This window comes from Variovorax sp. 10L421 (assembly GCF_056395365.1).
This window is the reverse complement of the sequence record NZ_JBFTJJ010000009.1, coordinates 62,400-79,206: the sequence shown is the minus strand read 5'-3', so window position 1 is coordinate 79,206 and position 16,807 is coordinate 62,400. Positions and strand designations below refer to the sequence as shown.

The 16,807-nt window shown below is 66.2% G+C and carries 13 protein-coding genes; 1 reads left to right on the top strand and 12 read right to left on the bottom strand.

Annotated elements, in window-relative coordinates:
* Position 1: 1 nt before the first annotated feature.
* The 6 genes from AC1DFC_RS14215 to AC1DFC_RS14190 all read right to left on the bottom strand — a co-directional run bounded on the left by AC1DFC_RS14215 (position 2) and on the right by AC1DFC_RS14190 (position 7,439).
* Positions 2-1,150 (bottom strand): PilT/PilU family type 4a pilus ATPase, encoded by a 1,149-nt coding sequence (locus AC1DFC_RS14215; protein ID WP_007832312.1) that lies wholly within the window; start codon positions 1,148-1,150, stop codon positions 2-4.
* A gap of 63 nt (positions 1,151-1,213) precedes the next feature.
* Positions 1,214-2,038, bottom strand: a complete 825-nt coding sequence (dapD, locus tag AC1DFC_RS14210) for a 2,3,4,5-tetrahydropyridine-2,6-dicarboxylate N-succinyltransferase (RefSeq protein WP_007832310.1) — start codon at positions 2,036-2,038, stop codon at positions 1,214-1,216.
* A 40-nt stretch (positions 2,039-2,078) separates the two neighbouring features.
* The gene (gene dapC, locus AC1DFC_RS14205; protein WP_007832308.1) at positions 2,079-3,308 is read right to left on the bottom strand and encodes a succinyldiaminopimelate transaminase; all 1,230 of its coding nucleotides are present in this window, start codon (positions 3,306-3,308) and stop codon (positions 2,079-2,081) included.
* Between the two features lie 71 nt (positions 3,309-3,379).
* Positions 3,380-4,021 carry a LysE family translocator gene (locus tag AC1DFC_RS14200; RefSeq protein ID WP_007832306.1) on the bottom strand — a complete coding sequence of 214 codons (642 nt, stop codon included), beginning with the start codon at positions 4,019-4,021 and terminating at the stop codon, positions 3,380-3,382.
* Positions 4,022-4,057: 36 nt separating this feature from the next.
* Positions 4,058-5,404, bottom strand: a complete 1,347-nt coding sequence (gene argA, locus AC1DFC_RS14195; protein ID WP_007832305.1) for an amino-acid N-acetyltransferase — start codon at positions 5,402-5,404, stop codon at positions 4,058-4,060.
* 49 nt (positions 5,405-5,453) lie between these two features.
* Positions 5,454-7,439 (bottom strand): AAA family ATPase, encoded by a 1,986-nt coding sequence (locus tag AC1DFC_RS14190; RefSeq protein WP_478179453.1) that lies wholly within the window; start codon positions 7,437-7,439, stop codon positions 5,454-5,456.
* A 444-nt stretch (positions 7,440-7,883) separates the two neighbouring features.
* Between AC1DFC_RS14190 and hrpA the strand changes: the two genes are divergently transcribed.
* Positions 7,884-11,672, top strand: coding sequence for an ATP-dependent RNA helicase HrpA (hrpA, locus tag AC1DFC_RS14185; protein WP_478179489.1), 3,789 nt, complete (start codon positions 7,884-7,886; stop codon positions 11,670-11,672).
* A 69-nt stretch (positions 11,673-11,741) separates the two neighbouring features.
* Here the strand turns inward: hrpA and AC1DFC_RS14180 are convergent, their stop codons facing one another.
* From AC1DFC_RS14180 to lptF, 6 genes are all read right to left on the bottom strand, one after another.
* A complete protein-coding gene (locus tag AC1DFC_RS14180; RefSeq protein ID WP_413331578.1) occupies positions 11,742-11,900 on the bottom strand; it encodes a DUF3309 family protein in 159 nt (52 codons plus the stop codon).
* Between the two features lie 132 nt (positions 11,901-12,032).
* Positions 12,033-13,205, bottom strand: a complete 1,173-nt coding sequence (locus AC1DFC_RS14175; protein ID WP_413331579.1) for a pyridoxal phosphate-dependent aminotransferase — start codon at positions 13,203-13,205, stop codon at positions 12,033-12,035.
* Positions 13,202-14,143, bottom strand: a complete 942-nt coding sequence (locus tag AC1DFC_RS14170) for a CysB family HTH-type transcriptional regulator (RefSeq protein ID WP_007832298.1) — start codon at positions 14,141-14,143, stop codon at positions 13,202-13,204. The genes AC1DFC_RS14175 and AC1DFC_RS14170 overlap by 4 nt, the downstream gene beginning before the upstream one ends.
* A 63-nt stretch (positions 14,144-14,206) precedes the next feature.
* On the bottom strand, positions 14,207-14,569 hold the full coding sequence (locus AC1DFC_RS14165) for a sirohydrochlorin chelatase (protein WP_007832296.1): 363 nt from the start codon (positions 14,567-14,569) through the stop codon (positions 14,207-14,209).
* Entirely contained in the window at positions 14,566-15,675 is a 1,110-nt protein-coding gene (lptG, locus tag AC1DFC_RS14160) for an LPS export ABC transporter permease LptG (protein WP_413331580.1), read from the bottom strand. The genes AC1DFC_RS14165 and lptG overlap by 4 nt, the downstream gene beginning before the upstream one ends.
* Entirely contained in the window at positions 15,672-16,793 is a 1,122-nt protein-coding gene (lptF, locus tag AC1DFC_RS14155; RefSeq protein WP_007832293.1) for an LPS export ABC transporter permease LptF, read from the bottom strand. Before lptF ends, lptG begins: the two co-directional genes overlap by 4 nt.
* Positions 16,794-16,807 lie beyond the last annotated feature (14 nt).

Genomic DNA, 16,807 nt, shown 5'->3' with positions numbered 1-16,807 from the left:
TTCAAAACTTCACGTCGAGCGTGATGTCGGTGAAGGTGGGTTCGTCGACCTGGTCGGTCAGGTGGCGGTCATCCACCTGCTGCTTGGGCGCGGCGCGGTTCTGCAGGCGCCACATCAGGTTGGTGGGCGAATCGGCGTGCGACAGGCCTTCCTCGCGGGTCACGCGCTCTTCGGTGATGAGGCGGGCGATGTCTTCCTCGAAGGTCTGCGAGCCTTCGGCCATCGACTTTTCCATGGCTTCCTTGACGCCCGAGAAGTCGCCCTTTTCGATCAGCTCGGCCACCAGCGCGGTGTTGAGCATGACTTCGAGCGCCGGCACGCGGCCGCCGGTCGGCGTGCGCAGCAGGCGCTGCGACACGATGGCGCGCAGCGCGCCGCCCAGGTCACCCAGGAGCGTGGGCCGAACCTCGACCGGGAAGAAGCTCAGGATGCGGTTCAGCGCGCGGTAGCTGTTGTTGGCGTGCAGTGTGGCCACGCACAGGTGGCCCGACTGCGCGTAGGCGATGGCGGCGGTCATGGTGTCGCGGTCGCGGATTTCGCCGATCTGGATCACGTCGGGCGCCTGGCGCAGCGCGTTCTTCAGCGCCATCTGCAGTGAGGTGGTGTCGCTGCCCACGTCGCGCTGGTTCACCACCGATTTCTTGTTGGTGTAGGTGAACTCGATGGGTTCCTCCACCGTCAGGATGTGGCCGCTGGCGTGCTCGTTGCGGTAGTCGAGCATCGAGGCCAGCGTGGTGGTCTTGCCGGCGCCGGTGGCGCCCACCATCAGGATCAGCCCGCGCTTGTCCATGATGAGCGTCTTGAGGATGTCGGGCAGGTTCAGGTCGGCAAAGCTTGGAATCGTCGAGGCGATGTGCCGCACCACCACCGCGTAGGTGCCACGCTGGCGCATGGCGCTGATGCGGTAGTTGCCGGCGCCTTCGAGAGCGACGGCCATGTTGAGTTCGCCCGTGCTTTCCAGCTCCTGGATGCGGGCGGGAGGCACCACCTCGGACAGCAGCGCGAGCGGCGCGGTGGCCGGCAGCACTTGCGCGTTGATCGGCACGCAGATGCCGTTGATGCGGATCAGCACCGGGGAGTGGGCCGAGAGGTAGATGTCGGAGGCCTTGCGCTCGGCCATCAAACGAAGAATCCGCTCCATCATGTTCATCGGTCTCTCTCCTCGGGTGCTGTTGTTTTCTCTAAGGGGAAAAGGGATTGGTCCTGGGACCGTTCAGTCGCGCAGCAGGTCGTTCAGCGAGGTCGTGGAACGCGTCTTGGCGTCGACCTTCTTCACGATGATGGCGGCGTACATGCTGTAGCGGCCGTTGTCCTTGGGCAGGCTGCCGGCCACGACGACCGAGCCCGCGGGCACGCGGCCGAAGTGGGTTTCGCCGGTGGCGCGGTCGTAGATCGGGGTGCTCTGGCCGATGAACACGCCCATCGACAGCACCGAGTTTTCTTCGACCACCACGCCTTCGACCACTTCGGAGCGCGCGCCGATGAAGCAGTTGTCTTCGATGATGGTGGGGCCGGCCTGCAGCGGCTCGAGCACGCCGCCGATGCCGACGCCGCCCGACAGGTGCACGTTGGCGCCGATCTGCGCGCACGAACCCACGGTGGCCCAGGTGTCGACCATGGTGCCTTCGCCCACGTAGGCGCCGATGTTCACGTACGAGGGCATCAGGATCGCGCCCTTGGCGATGTAGCTGCCGCGGCGGGCCACGGCCGGCGGCACGATGCGAACGCCCGACTCCTTCAGCTCGTTGGCCGACAGGTGCGAGAACTTGGTCGGCACCTTGTCGTAGAAGCCGAGCGAACCGGCCTGCATCTGCTCGTTGTCCTTCAGGCGGAACGACAGCAGCACGGCCTTCTTGATCCACTGGTGCACGGTCCACTTGCCGACGCTTTCACGGGTGGCCACGCGCAGCTTGCCGTTGTTGAGTTCGGTGATGACGTGCTCGACGGCATCGCGCACTTCGGCCGACGAGGCGGAGGGCGAGATGTTGGCGCGGTCTTCCCACGCGGCGTCGATGATTTGTTGCAGTTGCTGGGTCATGGAGAAGGTCTCGGGTGAAAAATGGGAGCGGGAAAGCGGATCAGCGGCGGGCGTCCGTGCCCTCGTTGCAGAAGCGGACGATGCGTCCGGCGGCCTCGACGCACTCGGCCGTTCCGGCCACCAGCGCCATGCGGATGCGGCCCCGGCCGGGGTTGGCGCTGTGCGCCCCGTATGTCGTATGGCGCGCCAGATAGCTGCCTGGCAAAACCGTCACATTGTATTGAGCGTAGAGCGCGCGGGCGAAGGCTTCGTCGTCGCCAGCCCACACTTCGGGCACGCCGGCCCAGAGGTAGAAACTGGCGTCGGGCAGGCGCACGTCGAGCACGGGTTCGAGCAGCGGCGTGACGGCAGCGAACTTGGCGCGGTACTGCGCGCGGTTATCGACCACATGAGACTCGTCACCCCAGGCCGCGATGCTGGCGGCGGCCACGGTGCCGCTCATGGCGCTGCCGTGGTAGGTGCGGTAGAGCAAGAACTTCTTGATGATGGACGCGTCGCCCGCCACGAAGCCGCTGCGCAGGCCGGGCACGTTGCTGCGCTTGGACAGCGAGGTCAGTGCGATCAGGTTTCTGAAGTCGGGCCGGCCGAGCTTCACCGAGGCTTCGAGGCCGCTGAGCGGGGGCTCGTCGCGGAAGTAGATTTCGCTGTAGCACTCGTCGGCGGCGATCACGAAGCCGTGGCGGTCGGACAGTGCGAAGAGTTTCTTCCACTCGTCCAGCGACATCACGGCGCCCGTCGGGTTGCCCGGCGAGCAGACGAACACCAGTTGCGTACGGGCCCAGACGTCGTCGGGCACGCTGTCCCAGTCGACCGCGAAATTGCGCGCGGGCACGCTGGCCACGTAGTACGGCTCGGCGCCCGAGAGCAGGGCCGCGCCCTCGTAGATCTGATAGAACGGGTTGGGCGACATCACCACCGGCTGCGGCGAGGCGGTTGGGTCGACCACGGTCTGGGCCAGCGAGAACAGCGCCTCGCGCGAGCCGTTGACGGGCAGCACCTGCGTGGCCGGGTCGAGGGCGAGGCTGTAGCGGGTTTTCAGCCAGTCGGTGAAGGCGGTGCGCAGCGCAACGTCGCCGGCGGTCGCGGGATAGGCGGCCAGCGCGCCGAGGCTGGCGCTCAAGGCGTCCTTGATGAAGCCCGGCGTGGCGTGCTTGGGTTCGCCGATGCCCAGGCTGATGGCGGAAAACTCGGGATTGGGCGTGACGCCCGCGAACAGTTGCTTCAGCCGCTCGAAGGGATAGGGTTGCAACCGGGAAAGCAGGGGATTCATGCCCGGGATTATCGGTGACGGCTGTTACCGCTCCTGGCGAAGCGGCTACTGGCCGGCGACAGGTGTCGTCGTCAGGCCGCGCCGCGCCGGTAGAAGGCGAGCGAGCCGGCCAGCGCCAGCAGCATGCCGCCGCAGGCGCGGTCGATCCAGCGCGTGGCCGATACGGTCAGCAGCCGGATCGCGCGGGCGCCGACGAAGGCGTAGGCCAGCATCACCGCCATGTCCAGGCCCGCGAAGATCAGGGCGATGACGAAGTATTGCGGCGCCTGCGCGGCCGAGGGATCGATGAACTGCGGCAACAGCGCCGAGCAGAAGATGTAGCCCTTGGGGTTGGTCGCCGCCACGAGGAAGGACTTGAAGAAGATGCGCTTGCTCTCGCCCGCCGTGGTCGACGGCGCGCCGTCGGCGGCAGGCAGATGGAAGCCGCCGCCCCTGGAGCGCAGCATGCGCAGGCCGAGATACGCCAGGTACACCGCGCCGACCCACTTCAGCATCGAGAACCAGAACTCGGACGCGGCCAGCAGCGCGCCAAGGCCGAGGGCCACGGCGCCGACCAGCACGAAGTCCGACAGCACTGCGCCGAGCATGCCCGGCAAGGCTCGCCGTACGCCGTGGCGCGAGCCGTTGCTGAGCGCCAGCAGGACGGTAGGACCGGGCGTGGCGATGGCGGCGAAGGCCACGATGGCGAAGAGCAGGGCTGTGGCGAGCGTCATCGGGGCAGTCTCCTTCTCGGGGATTTCAGCAGTCGGTCAGATCTTCTTGACCAGCACCTGGCTCTTGCGGTCCCAGTTGTACTTGCGCTTGCGCGCCTCGGGCAGCCAGTCGGGGTTGACCTGCTGGAAGCCGCGCTTGAGGAACCAGTGCATGGTGCGCGTGGTGAGCACGAAGATGCTGTCCAGGCCCATCGCCTTGGCGCGGTGTTCGACACGCTTGAGGATGCGTTCGCCGTCGCCCTGCGACTGCGATTGAGGCGACACCGTGAGCGCGGCCATCTCGGCGGTGCGCGCCTCGGGGTATGGGTAGAGTGCTGCGCAGCCGAAGATCACGCCGTCGTGCTCGATCACCGTATAGTGGCCCACGTCGCGCTCGATCTCGGTGCGGTCGCGCTTCACGAGCGTGCCGTCGCGCTCGAAGGGCTCGATCAGCTGGAGGATGCCGCCGATGTCGTCCACCGAGGCTTCGCGCAGGCTCTCGAGCTTTTCGTCGATCACCATCGTGCCGACGCCATCGTGCACGTACACCTCGAGCAGCAGCGAGCCGTCGAGCGCGAAGGGCAGGATGTGGTTGCGCTCAACGCCGGCCTTGCAGGCCTTCACGCAGTGCTGCAGGTAGAAAGCCGTGTCCGTCGGCTTCTGCGGCGGCGGCAGCGAGGCGAGCAGTTTTTCCGCGGCATCCAGCGGCAGCTCGGTGTCGATCGGGTTGTCCTCGCTCTCGGGCAACTCACTGTCGATGCGGATGCCCGGGATCTCGGTCAGGAAGATCAGCTTGTCGGCCTGGATCGAGATGGCGACGCTGGTGGCCACCTCTTCCATCGTCAGGTTGAAGGCCTCGCCGGTGGGCGAGAAGCCGAAGGGCGACATCAGCACCATCGCACCGAAATCGAGCGTGCGGCGGATGCCGGCCGAGTCGACCTTGCGCACCAGGCCCGAATGCTTGAAGTCCACCCCGTCGACAACGCCAACGGGCCGCGCGGTGATGAAGTTGCCCGAGATCACCCGCACCGTCGAGCCCGCCATCGGCGTGTTCGGCAGGCCCTGGCTGAAGGCAGCCTCGATCTCGTAGCGCAGCTGTCCCGCGGCTTCCTGCGCGGAGTCGAGCGCCACTTCGTCGGTGATGCGGATGCCGTGCGAGTACTTTGCTTCGTGGCCCTTGGCCGCGAGCTGCTCGTTGACCTGCGGACGGAAGCCGTGCACCAGCACGATCTTCACGCCCATGCTCTGGATCAGGGCCAGGTCCTGCGCGATGTTCTGCAGCTTGCCCGCCGCGATCGCCTCGCCCGCCAGGGCGACCACGAAAGTCTTGCCGCGGTGCGTGTGGATATAGGGCGCGACCGAGCGGAACCAGGGCACGAAGGTGAAGTTGAAAACGGTGGACATGGGGCGTGATTGTGCATTCATGGAGCGTCGTTTGCCTGACTCGGGCGATTCAGGCGATCGCCCGCAGCACGCGGGCCGCGCTGGCGGGAACGGCTGCTGCGGCGGCCTCTGGTTGCGCCGGGGGCAGCAGGTCGGCATGGCGGGCGCGGAAGCTCGCCAGCAGCGCCGCATAGGCGTCGGTCGGCTCTCCGGTGGGAGCGGTTGGCAGGCCGAGCATTGCCGCCAGTTCGGCCGGCGCGATGGAACCCTCGCGCATCAGCGCGTCGACCACCACCACCAGCGCCGGCGTGTGCGCGTCGAGCAGCGCGAGGGCGCGCGCATGCTCCTGCGCGAGCAGGGCCTCGATCTCGGGGTTGGTGGCATCGACGTCGGTATTGCGGTTGTCCTCCGGGTCGTTCGCCACGTCGGTGCGGCTCAGGCGCGTGCCGAAGGCGAAGTGGCGCACGTACTGTGCCGCGCAGGCGGTAGCCTGCATGAAGTCCTGCACGGCGCCGGAGGTGCAGGCCTGCTCGCCGAACACCAGTTGCTCGGCGGCACGGCCCGCGAGGCTCACGCAGATGCGGTCGCGCAGGTTCTCCTTCGACCAGGCCTTGCGCTGCTCGTAGCTGTTGTAGCCGCCCTCGAACGAGGCGACGTTGATCTTGATCTCCTGCGGTGCGCGGCCGAACAGCAGGCCGTAGGCCACGCCGTGGCCGGCCTCGTGCACGGCGAGCAGGGCGCGGAAGTCCTCGCTCGAACGCTGCTTGAGGCGGTTCAGCTCCAGCGACACCGGGAACTGGCGGCGCACCTTGCGGTACTTGGCCTGGATGCAGGAGGCGCCCGCATCCAGCGTGAGCCACACCGGCTCGCCGCCGTCGGCGCCTTGCTCCAGCGCCCACAGCGCGGCATTGACCAGCGTGGCGCTCAGGATCGCGTGGATCGAAGAGAACAGCGGGCGCGTGCCCTGCGCCGGGAACACGGCGTTGGCGTAGATCTGCTCGTACACGCTCGCGTCGAGCACGAAGCGCACGCCGGAGCTCTCCTGGATCTCGCCCACGTAGCGGTCGCAGATCGACAGGATCAGGCGCACGTAGGTCGCACGGTTGAACGACGGGTAGATCACGTGGTTGTTGCCCAGGCGCGCGATCTGCTCGGGGCGGAAACGCTCGGCCAGCGCCTTCTTCACGTCGATGACGGAGAGCTTCTTCGTCAGTGTGTGGAAGATGTCGGCGTCGGTGTCGCAGTCCTCGACGCGGCGGGCCGTCTCGGCGTACATCTCGTCGAGATTGCCCGAGACGAACACCAGCAGCTTGCTGTAGTCGGTCTCCCAGTCTTGCTGCGCGTCGCGGAAGGCGCGCAGGCGCGCATGCACCTCGGCGGGCTTCCAGGCCATGATCTGCAGCAGGGTCTCGGAAAGCTTCAGGCAGCGCTTCACTTCGTGCGCCTCCCAGGGCGAGAGGTGCAGCTTGCGCTTCTTGTCGTCCTTCTTCCTGTCGGCCGGGCCGTCGCGGTCCTGCACGTACTCGGCCTGCGCGAGCGACGATTCGATCTCGCCCAGCATCGACAGCGCGGGCGGCAGGCGGCCGTCGGACAGCAGCGCCCACACATCCTGGTAGCGCTCGACCTTGGCCTCGTTGCCGTTGCCATCGACGGTGCGGAAGCGCTGGAACTCGTCGAGCACCAGGATGCCGGGCGTGCTTTCGGCAATACCCGATTCGGCCAGCATGGCCGAGATGGAGCCGCGGCTGTGATAGCCCGAGCCATGGCTGAAGCCGTCCATCTGTACTTCGATGAAGCGGTCGTAGAAGCCCAGGTGCTGGGCCAGGCGGCGCACGAGCTGTGTCTTGCCCGTGCCGGTCAGGCCCCAGAGGCAGATGACCACAGGGCGGCTGATGAGCTGCGGCAGCACATACCAGGCGCGCAGCGAATCGATCACGCGGTCGATGATGTCATCGATGCCGAAGAGTTCGGCCTTCAGCGCCTCGGCGACGGTCTGCAGATGGCGCGTGCGTTCGGACAGCTCGGCGTGCAGGCGGGAATGGATGTCTTTGGACATGGTGTTTTTCTTTTTTATCGAACAGGGACGGAAAAGCGCCCGCTCCTTCGCACGAAGGAGTCGGCAGTCAGACGCTGTGGGAGCGGTTGCGGCGCTTCTGTGCTCGAAGCGCGCGGGGGCGCGGCTTCAGGCCGGGCGAGGCAACTTGGCCCGTCCATGCGCGGTGGGCGCACGGCTTGCGCAGCGACGGCGCAAGGTGGTGGGGGCAAGGCAGGACATGGACGCGATCGTAGCGAGAGGGTGCAGTGGAGTAAAGACTATTTACACGACGTGTTGCCATGGGGCGGCGCACTGTGGGCGCCCTGCAACAACTGCCGTGCGCACCGATAATCGACGGTTTGCCCGCCGCGCCAGCCCGACGACTGCCTTCCCTTGACGACCACGACACCTCTTCGCATCGAATTTCCCGAATCGCTCCCTGTCTCGGGCAGGCGCGACGAAATCATGGCCGCCATCTCGGCGCACCAGGTCGTTATCGTCTGTGGCGAAACGGGCTCGGGCAAGACCACGCAGCTGCCCAAGATCGCGCTGGCGCTGGGTCGAGGCAAGCTCAACGCCGAGCCAGGCAAGGGCCGGCTCATCGGCCACACGCAGCCGCGCCGCATTGCTGCGAGCTCGGTCGCCAAGCGCATCGCTGAAGAGTTGAAGACGCCGCTGGGCGACGTGGTCGGCTTCAAGGTGCGCTTTCAGGACCGGTTGAGCCGCGACGCCTCGGTCAAGCTGATGACCGACGGCATCCTGCTGGCCGAGACGCAGACCGACCCGCTGCTGAAGGCCTACGACACGCTGATCATCGACGAGGCCCACGAGCGCTCGCTGAACATCGACTTCCTGCTGGGCTACCTGCGCGAGATTCTTCCGCGCCGGCCCGACCTGAAGGTGATTGTCACCTCGGCCACCATCGATGCCGACCGCTTCGCGCAGCACTTCGCGTCCAGGAACGGGCCGGCGCCGATCATTTATGTCTCCGGCCGTACTTTCCCGGTGGAGCAGCGCTACCGCCCGTTCGAGGAGTCGCGCGAGCACGACCTGAACGATGCGATCGCCGATGGTGTCGACGAACTCTGGCGCGACCCGCACAACGCGGGCGACATCCTTGTTTTCCTGCCCGGCGAGCGCGAGATCCGTGAAGCGGCCGACCACCTGCGCCGCCACCTGAGTCACCAGCCGCTGCTGCGCAACGCCGAGGTGTTGCCGCTGTTCGCGCGCCTCTCGGGTCCCGAGCAGGACCGCATCTTCGACGGCCACACGGGCCGGCGCATCGTGCTGGCCACCAACGTGGCCGAGACCTCGCTCACCGTGCCGGGCATCCGCTACGTGATCGACACCGGCACGGCGCGCGTCAAGCGCTACAGCTTCCGCAGCAAGGTCGAGCAGTTGCTGGTCGAGCCGATCAGCCAGGCCGCGGCCAACCAGCGCGCGGGCCGGTGCGGGCGGGTGGCGAACGGCATCTGCATCCGGCTCTACGACGAAAAGGATTTCGAAGGCAGGGCGCGCTTCACCGATCCGGAAATCCTGCGTTCCTCGCTCGCGGGTGTGATCCTGCGAATGAAGTCGCTGCGGCTGGGCGACGTGGCGCGCTTTCCGTTCCTCGAGGCACCATCGCCGCGCGCGATTGCCGATGGCTACCAACTGCTCAACGAACTCGGCGCGGTCGACGACGCCAACGAACTGACGCAAACCGGTGCCGAGCTGTCGCGGCTGCCGCTCGACCCGCGCGTCGGCCGGATGATCCTGGAAGCCCGATCGCGCGGCGCGCTCGAAGAAGTCCTGGTCATCGCCTCGGCCCTCAGCGTGCAGGACGTGCGCGACCGCCCGATGGACGCACAGCAGCAGGCCGACCAGGCGCATTCGAAATTCGACGACGAGAAGAGCGAGTTCAGCGGCTACCTGCGGCTGTGGAAGTGGATCGCCGACGCGCGCGGCGGCCACGGAGACACGCACAAGCTCAGCAACCGCCAGTACGAGCAGCTGCTGCGCCAGAACTTCATCAACATCCGCCGTGTGCGCGAGTGGCGCGACATCCACTCGCAGCTGCTCACAGTCGTGACCGAGCACAAATGGCGCCTCAACGCCGAGCCCGCTGGCTATGAGCCGCTGCACCTGTCGATGCTCGCGGGCCTGCTCGGCAACATTGGCTGGAAGCTCGAAGATGACGAGGCGTATCTCGGTGCGCGCGGCATCAAGTTCTACAAGCACCCGGGTGCGCATCTGAAGAAGAAGCCCGGCCGCTGGATCGTTGCGGCCGAACTGGTCGAGACCACGCGGCTCTTCGGGCGCGGCATCGCCAACATCGAGCCACAGTGGCTCGAACAGGTGGCGGGGCATCTGCTGAAGAAGCAATTGCTCGACCCGCACTGGGAGAAGAAGGGCGCGCAGGTGTCGGCGCTGGAGCGCGCGACGTTGTACGGGCTTGTCGTATACAGCGGGCGCCGCGTCGACTTCACCAAGGTCGATCCGGTCGCGGCGCGCGAAATCTTCATCCGCGAGGCGTTGGTCGGTGGGCAATGGGAGAGCAAGTTCCCGTTCCTCACGGCCAACCGCAAGCTGGTGCGCGAGGTCGAAGGGCTGGAGCACAAGTCGCGCCGGCAGGACGTGCTGGTCGACGACGAACTGATCTTCGCCTTCTACGACGCGCAGTTGCCCGCCGACGTGGCCAGCGGCATCACCTTCGAGAACTGGTACCGCCATGCCTCGAAGGAGCAGCCACGTCTCTTGTTCCTGACGCGCGATGAACTGATGCGCCACCAGGCGGCTGGCATCACGACGCAGTCTTTTCCGGCCACGCTGCGGCTGGGCGGCGTCGATTGTGCTGCGACCTACCTGCACGAGCCCGGCGACGCGAAGGACGGCCTCACCGTCAGCGTGCCGCTGTTCGTGCTCAACCAGGTGAGCGAGGAACGCTGCGAGTGGCTGGTGACGGGCATGCTCAAGGACAAGATCCAGGCGCTGCTCAAGAGCCTGCCGCAGCGCCCGCGCTCGCGGCTGGTGCCGCTGCCCGAGTCGGCTTCGAAGCTGGCGGAAGAACTATCGGCGCCCGAGCTGTTCGGTACGGGCTCGCTGACCGACGTGCTGCTCAAGCGCGTGCGCGACATGACCAGCATCGACGTGAAGCGCGCCGACTTCAAGCTCGACATGCTGCCGCCGCACCTGTTCATGAACCTGCGCATCGTGGACGAACACGGGCGCCAGCTGGGCATGGGACGCAACCTGGGCGCACTCAAGGCGGAACTGGGCGCGCAGGCACGAGGCGCTTTCCAGGCGCTGGCGGGCCTCAACGTGAAGGCTTCCGCCGAGCGAAAGCCCGCCGACACCATCGACGCAGGCGGCCAGGCCAAAGGCAACAGCGCGGCGCCGGCACCCGCCGCGCCCAGCCTGCCCGCGGGCCAGCGCTACACGGGCTGGAGCTTCGGTGAGCTGCCCGAGCTGATGGAAGTGCGCCGCGGATCGCAATCGCTGATCGGATTTCCGGCGCTGCGTGACGAGGGCGATGCCGTCACCATCGAGGTGTTCGACGAACCGGCCGTGGCCGCCGCGAAGCATCGCGCGGGCCTGCGCCGGTTGTTTGCGCTGCAACTGAAGGACGCGCTCAAGTACCTCGAGAAGAACATCCCCGATCTGCAGAAGATGGCCGTGGCCTACATGCCGCTGGGTACCTCCGAGGAGCTGCGCACGCAGATCATCGATGTGGCGATCGACAGGGCCTTTCTGCAAGAGCCGCTGCCCACCGACGAGTTCGCCTTCAAGCGCCGCCTGGAAGAGGGGCGGGGCCGGCTCACGCTGATCGCCAACGAGGTGGCGCGGCTGGCCTCGACCATCCTGGCCGAGTACGCGGCCGCCGCGCGCAAGATCAAGGACACCAGGATCCAGCCCGAAGCCGTGCAGGACGCTGCGCAGCAGCTGCAGCGCCTGGTCGGCAAGCGCTTCATTGCCGACGCGCCGTGGACACAGCTGCAACATTTCGCGCGCTATCTCAAGGCCATCGTGCTGCGGCTCGACAAGCTGCGCAGCGACCCGGCGCGCGACACCGCCAAGCTGGCCGAACTGCGGCCGCAGGAGCAACGCTATTGGCGGCTGGTGGCCGAGCGCAAGGGCGTGGTGGACGAGCGCATGCTCGAATTCCGCTGGCTGCTCGAGGAGCTTCGCGTGAGCTTCTTCGCGCAGGAGCTGCGCACGCCGCAGCCGGTCAGCGTCAAGCGGCTGGACAAGGCCTGGGCCCAGCTGCAGGCCTGACGGCAGCATGGCGAAAAAAAAGCCCGCTTGCCGCGGGCTTCTTTCAGATGCGCGAAATGTCTGGAAGCGTCATATGCGTCCCATGAGCACCAGGATGACGAGGATCAGCACGATCAGGCCCACGCCGCCGCTGGGCCAGTAACCCCAGCTCCGGCTGTAGCCCCAGCTCGGCAGCGCACCTACCAGCAGCAGGATCAGAACGATCAGCAGAATGAACGAGAGGGACATGTGTTTCTCCTGGGCCTTGTTGTCGAGCATTCATGCTCGATGTCCGGAGACCGGAGACACGCCGGATAGCCGCTTCTTCGACGGTCAGGGCTTTCCTACCGGTGTCGTCGGCATTCAAGCCGTGCGAGCCGATCAGAGTCGTGCAAGCCGATCTAGCGCCGCGACCAGCGTTTCGTCCTTCTTGGCGAAGCAGAATCGGACCACGCGCTGGTCGAAGCCATTGCCGTAGAACGCCGACAGCGGAATCGCCGCAACACCGATCTCGCGGGTCAGCCACAGGCAGAACTCGGCTTCGGACAGGTCGCTCACCGCCGAGACGTCGACGCACTGGAAATAGCTGCCCTCGCTGCGCAGCAGCTTGAAGCGGGTCTTCTCGGCCAGGCCGGCCGCGAACAGGTCACGCTTGCGCTGGTAGAAGGCGGGCAGCTCGAGGTAGGGCTTCGGCTCGGCCATGTACTGCGCGAGCGCATGCTGCATTGGCGTGTTGACGGTGAACACGTTGAACTGGTGCACCTTGCGGAACTCGGCCATCAGCGGCGCCGGTGCCGCCACGTAGCCGACCTTCCAGCCGGTGACGTGGTAGGTCTTGCCGAAACTGCTCACGATGAAGCTGCGTGCCGCCAGGCCCGGAAAGCGCGCCACGCTTTCGTGCCGCGCACCGTCGTAGACCATGTGCTCGTAGACCTCGTCGGCAATCACGAGGACGTCGGTCGGGGCCAGCAGTTCCTCGAGCTTGCGCATCTCGGCCGCGGTCCAGACCGTGGCGCTCGGGTTGTGCGGCGTGTTCACGATGATTGCGCGCGTGCGCGGAGTGAGCGCCGCGGCGATCTTGTCGAAATCGGGGCGGAAGGTGCCGGGCACGAGCGGCACGCGCACCACGCTGCCCCCGGCCAGTTCGATGTTGGGCACGTAGCTGTCGTAGCAGGGCTCGAGAACGATCACCTCGTCGCCCGCGCGCACCACGGCGAGGATGGCGGTGATGATGGCCTGCGTCGCACCCGCGGTGACCGTGATTTCGTCGGCGGCGCTGTAGCCGTGGCCGTAGAGCGCAGCGATCTTGCCGGCAATCGCTGCGCGCAGCGCCGGGATGCCGGGCATCGGCGGGTACTGGTTGTGGCCCGCGGCCATGGCGGCCGTCACGTCTTCGAGCAGCTTCGGATCGCAGTTGAAATCCGGAAAGCCCTGGCCGAGGTTGACCGCATTCTTCTCGGCGGCCAGCGCCGACATCACGGTGAAGATGGTGGTGCCTACAGCCGGCAGCTTGGTGGCGATGTCGGGCGTGCGTGGGGATTGAGCTGTGCTCATAGTTCGTAGTCTTGTTGATGGCCGCTCAGGGCCTTGGCGATCAGGTTGCGGTCGAGGCGGTCGGACAGCAGCTCGGCGAACTTGAAGACGAAGTTGCGCAGGTAGGCGCTGCGCTTGAACGCGACCCGCGCGATATTCTGGCCGAACACGTGGCCCATCGGGCGCACCACGAGGTCGGCGTTCGATTCGTCGCGCACGGCCATCTCGGCCACGATGCCCACGCCCAGCCCGAGGCGCACGTAGGTCTTGATCACGTCGGAGTCGATGGCTTCGAGCGCGATGCGCGGCGTGAGCTTCTTCTGCGCGAACGCATGGTCGATGCGCGTGCGTCCGGTGAACGACGGGTGATACGTGATGATCGGCTCGCTCGCCAGGTCTTCGAGCGAGATGCGCTCCTTGGCGGCCAGTGGATGGTCCTTGGGCAGCACCAGCACGTGCTGCCATTCGTAGCAGGGCAGGGTCACGAGCTCGGCGTAGCCGTCGAGCGATTCGGTGGCAATGCCGATCTCGGCGATCTCGTCGATCACCATGCGAGCCACCTGGTCGGGCGAGCCCTGGTGCAGGCTGACGTTGACCTTGGGGTACGCCTCGCGCAGGTTGGCCACGGGCACGGGCAGCACGTAGCGCGCCTGGGTGTGGGTGGTGGCGATGGAGAGGGTGCCGCTGTCCTGCGCGCTGAACTGCTCGCCGATGCGCTTGAGGTTGCCCACCTCGCGCATGATGAGTTCGATGCTGGCGATGACGTGCTGGCCCGGCTCGGTCACGCGCTTCAGGCGTTTGCCATGGCGCGCGAAGATTTCAACGCCCAGTTCTTCCTCGAGCTCGATGATGGCCTTGGAAACGCCGGGCTGCGAGGTGTGGAGCGCCTTGGCCGCCTCCGTGAGATTCAGGTTGCGCCGCACGGCTTCCTGAACAAACTTGAACTGGTGCAGATTCATATCAAATTCCGTCTTATTACGGAATTTATTATGCCTTCGGAATCTATCGAAATTGCCGGATGTTCAGGATTTGACCGCAATTCTGGCCAGGAGATCGACCAGTTCGGGCTCCTCGCCAACGATGCGGGCGAGCGAGAAGCCAACGTCGGGCCAGCGCTGGCGCAGCGCCTCGAGCTGGTGCGGCAGGTCTTCGCGCGCGTGCTTGCCCATGCCGAGGAACAGCGGGACCACGCGGATGGCGGTGGCGCCGCCGGCAATCAGCGCCGCTGTCGCCGTGGGCAGGTCGGGCGTTGCCAGTTCCATGTAGGCGCAGGCTACGCGGGCGCGGGGCTCGTTCCTGCACACGCGCTCGGCCACGGCCTCGATGGGCTGGCGCCAGCGCTCGTCGCGCGAACCATGCGCCAGCAGGACGATGCCCTGGGTCATCGTCGCAGCACCAGCCAGCTGAAGGCCGTCAACGACATCACCGAATAGATCATTCCCGGTGCCGCCGCCGTGAGCCATGGCGACCAGTTGCTCAGGTTGCCGAGATAGCCGAACACGTTGTTCAGCAGGAAGAAGCTGATGCCGATCATCACGCCGCCGAACACGTAGGTGGTGATGCCGGCCTGGCGGAAGTGCAGATAGGCGAAGGGCAGGGCGAGCACCACCATCACCAGGCACGAGAGCGGATAGAACACCTTGCGCCAGAACTCGATCTCGTAGCGCTGCGCGGTCTGGCCGTTGGCGTCGAGGTGGCGGATGTAGTCGAACAGGTCGATCGTGCCCATGCGGTCGGGGCGCAGGAGCGCGACCGACACCATTTCGGCGGTCAGCGTGGTGGGCCAGTTCAGCTGCGGAATCCTGGTCGTGGCAATGCGGGCCTGGTCGGCCGAGCTGCGCGTGTCGTACTTCTGCTCTTCGACGTCGGTGAGCATCCAGTGCCCGTTGTCGATGCGGGCCGAGCCCGCGACGATCTGGGTGCTTATGTAGCCGTTGTCATCGAACTCGAAGATGCGCGGGCTCTTCAGCGCGCCCTTGCGGTCGATCGACAGCACGTTCACTGCGAACGACACATTGCCCCGTTTTTCCTTGAGCCAGGCGCCCGTGTTGCCGGCCAGGGAATAGACGCCCTGGTATTTGGCCTTGAGCAGCTGGCCCGTGCGCTCCGACGCCGGTGCGACATAGTCGCCGATGGCAAAGGTCAGCATGACGAAACCGATGCCCAGCAGCAGCAGGGTGCGCAGCGCACGCCAGGGCCCCAGGCCGCTGGTGCGCAGGATCGTGTATTCGGAGCTCTGCGCCAGCCGGGCCATCACGAAGATGGAGCCGATCAGCACCGTGATCGGCAGCAGTTCGTAGAGGTGGCTCGGAATCAGCAGCGTCACGTAGACCAGCGCCTGCGCCGGCCCGTAGTTGAGGCTGTCCGGCTTGCCGATGGATTGCAGTTCGTCGACGAAGTCGAAGAAGAAAAAGAGGCTCAGAAAGCCGAGCGTCACGAACGCCACGGCCTTCAGCACCTCCACGTAGATCAGGCGTCTTATCGTTTTCACGTGGGTTCGATCTTGGGTGTAGGCAGCGCGGCGGCGGACGGACGTGGCTTGCCCGGCCGTCCCCAGTTGTTCTGGCGTATGCCGAGCCATGCCAGGTTGATCAGCAGCACGCCGCCATGCAGCAGCACCATGAAGCCACCCAGGCTGTATTTGCCTGAACTGATCCAGCTCTGCCCCAGGTTGAGCATGTTGTAGTAGACGACGAAAGCGAACAGCGCCAGTAGCAGGTTGCCGCTGCGGCCGACGCGCGGGTTGGCGCTCGACACATTCAGCGCCAGCAGCACGAAGTTGACGGCCGTCAGCAGCATCCCGATGCGCCAGGCCAGCTCGCCGCGGCTCGGGTCGCTCGGATCGGTCAGCAGGGACAGCGTGTTGCGCGCGCGCGGCGGCGTTGCGTCGTTGGTCAGGCCGTTGTTGCCGCCAGCCCGGGTGCCGTAGGTCTTGAATTCGCTGATCTTCAGGCCGGTCTGGGCAATGGGCTGCTCGAGCCGCTGTCCGTTGTTGAGCAAGAGGTAGCGCGAATTGCCGATGTTCTCGATGCTGCCGCTGCGCGCCGAGGTCGTGATCTGCATGTTGCGCTCGATCGACCAGATGAAGACGTTGGTGGCCTTGGAGTTGTCCGCCGTCTCCTTGTCGATGAAGAACACGCGCACCCGGCCGGCGGATTCGCGGAACTCACCCGGCGCCACGCGCTCGATGTCGCTGCGCTGCTCGTACTGCTTGCGCATGCCGATGGTCTGCGAGTTGGCCCACGGCCAGCCCACCAGCGCCATCACCGCGATCAGGATCAGCACTGGCCAGGCGAAGCGGAACAGCGGCTTGACGAAGTCGATCAGGCCGCGCCCGCTGGAAAACCAGATCACCATCTCGCTGTCGCGGTACATGCGCGAGAGGGTGCCGACGATGGCGATGAACAGGCTCAGGCTCAGGATGGTCGGCATGTAGCCGAGCACCGTGTAAGTCATCACCAGGAACACCTCCTGCGGGTTCACACTGCCCTTGGACGCGAGCCCCAGGGTGCGGATGAGCATCATGGTCATCACGATGGTGACCAGGACCACGAGGGTTGCTCCGAAGCTGCGGGACAGCTCCTTGCGTAGGGAAGAATGGAATAACATCGTTCGAGGAAAAA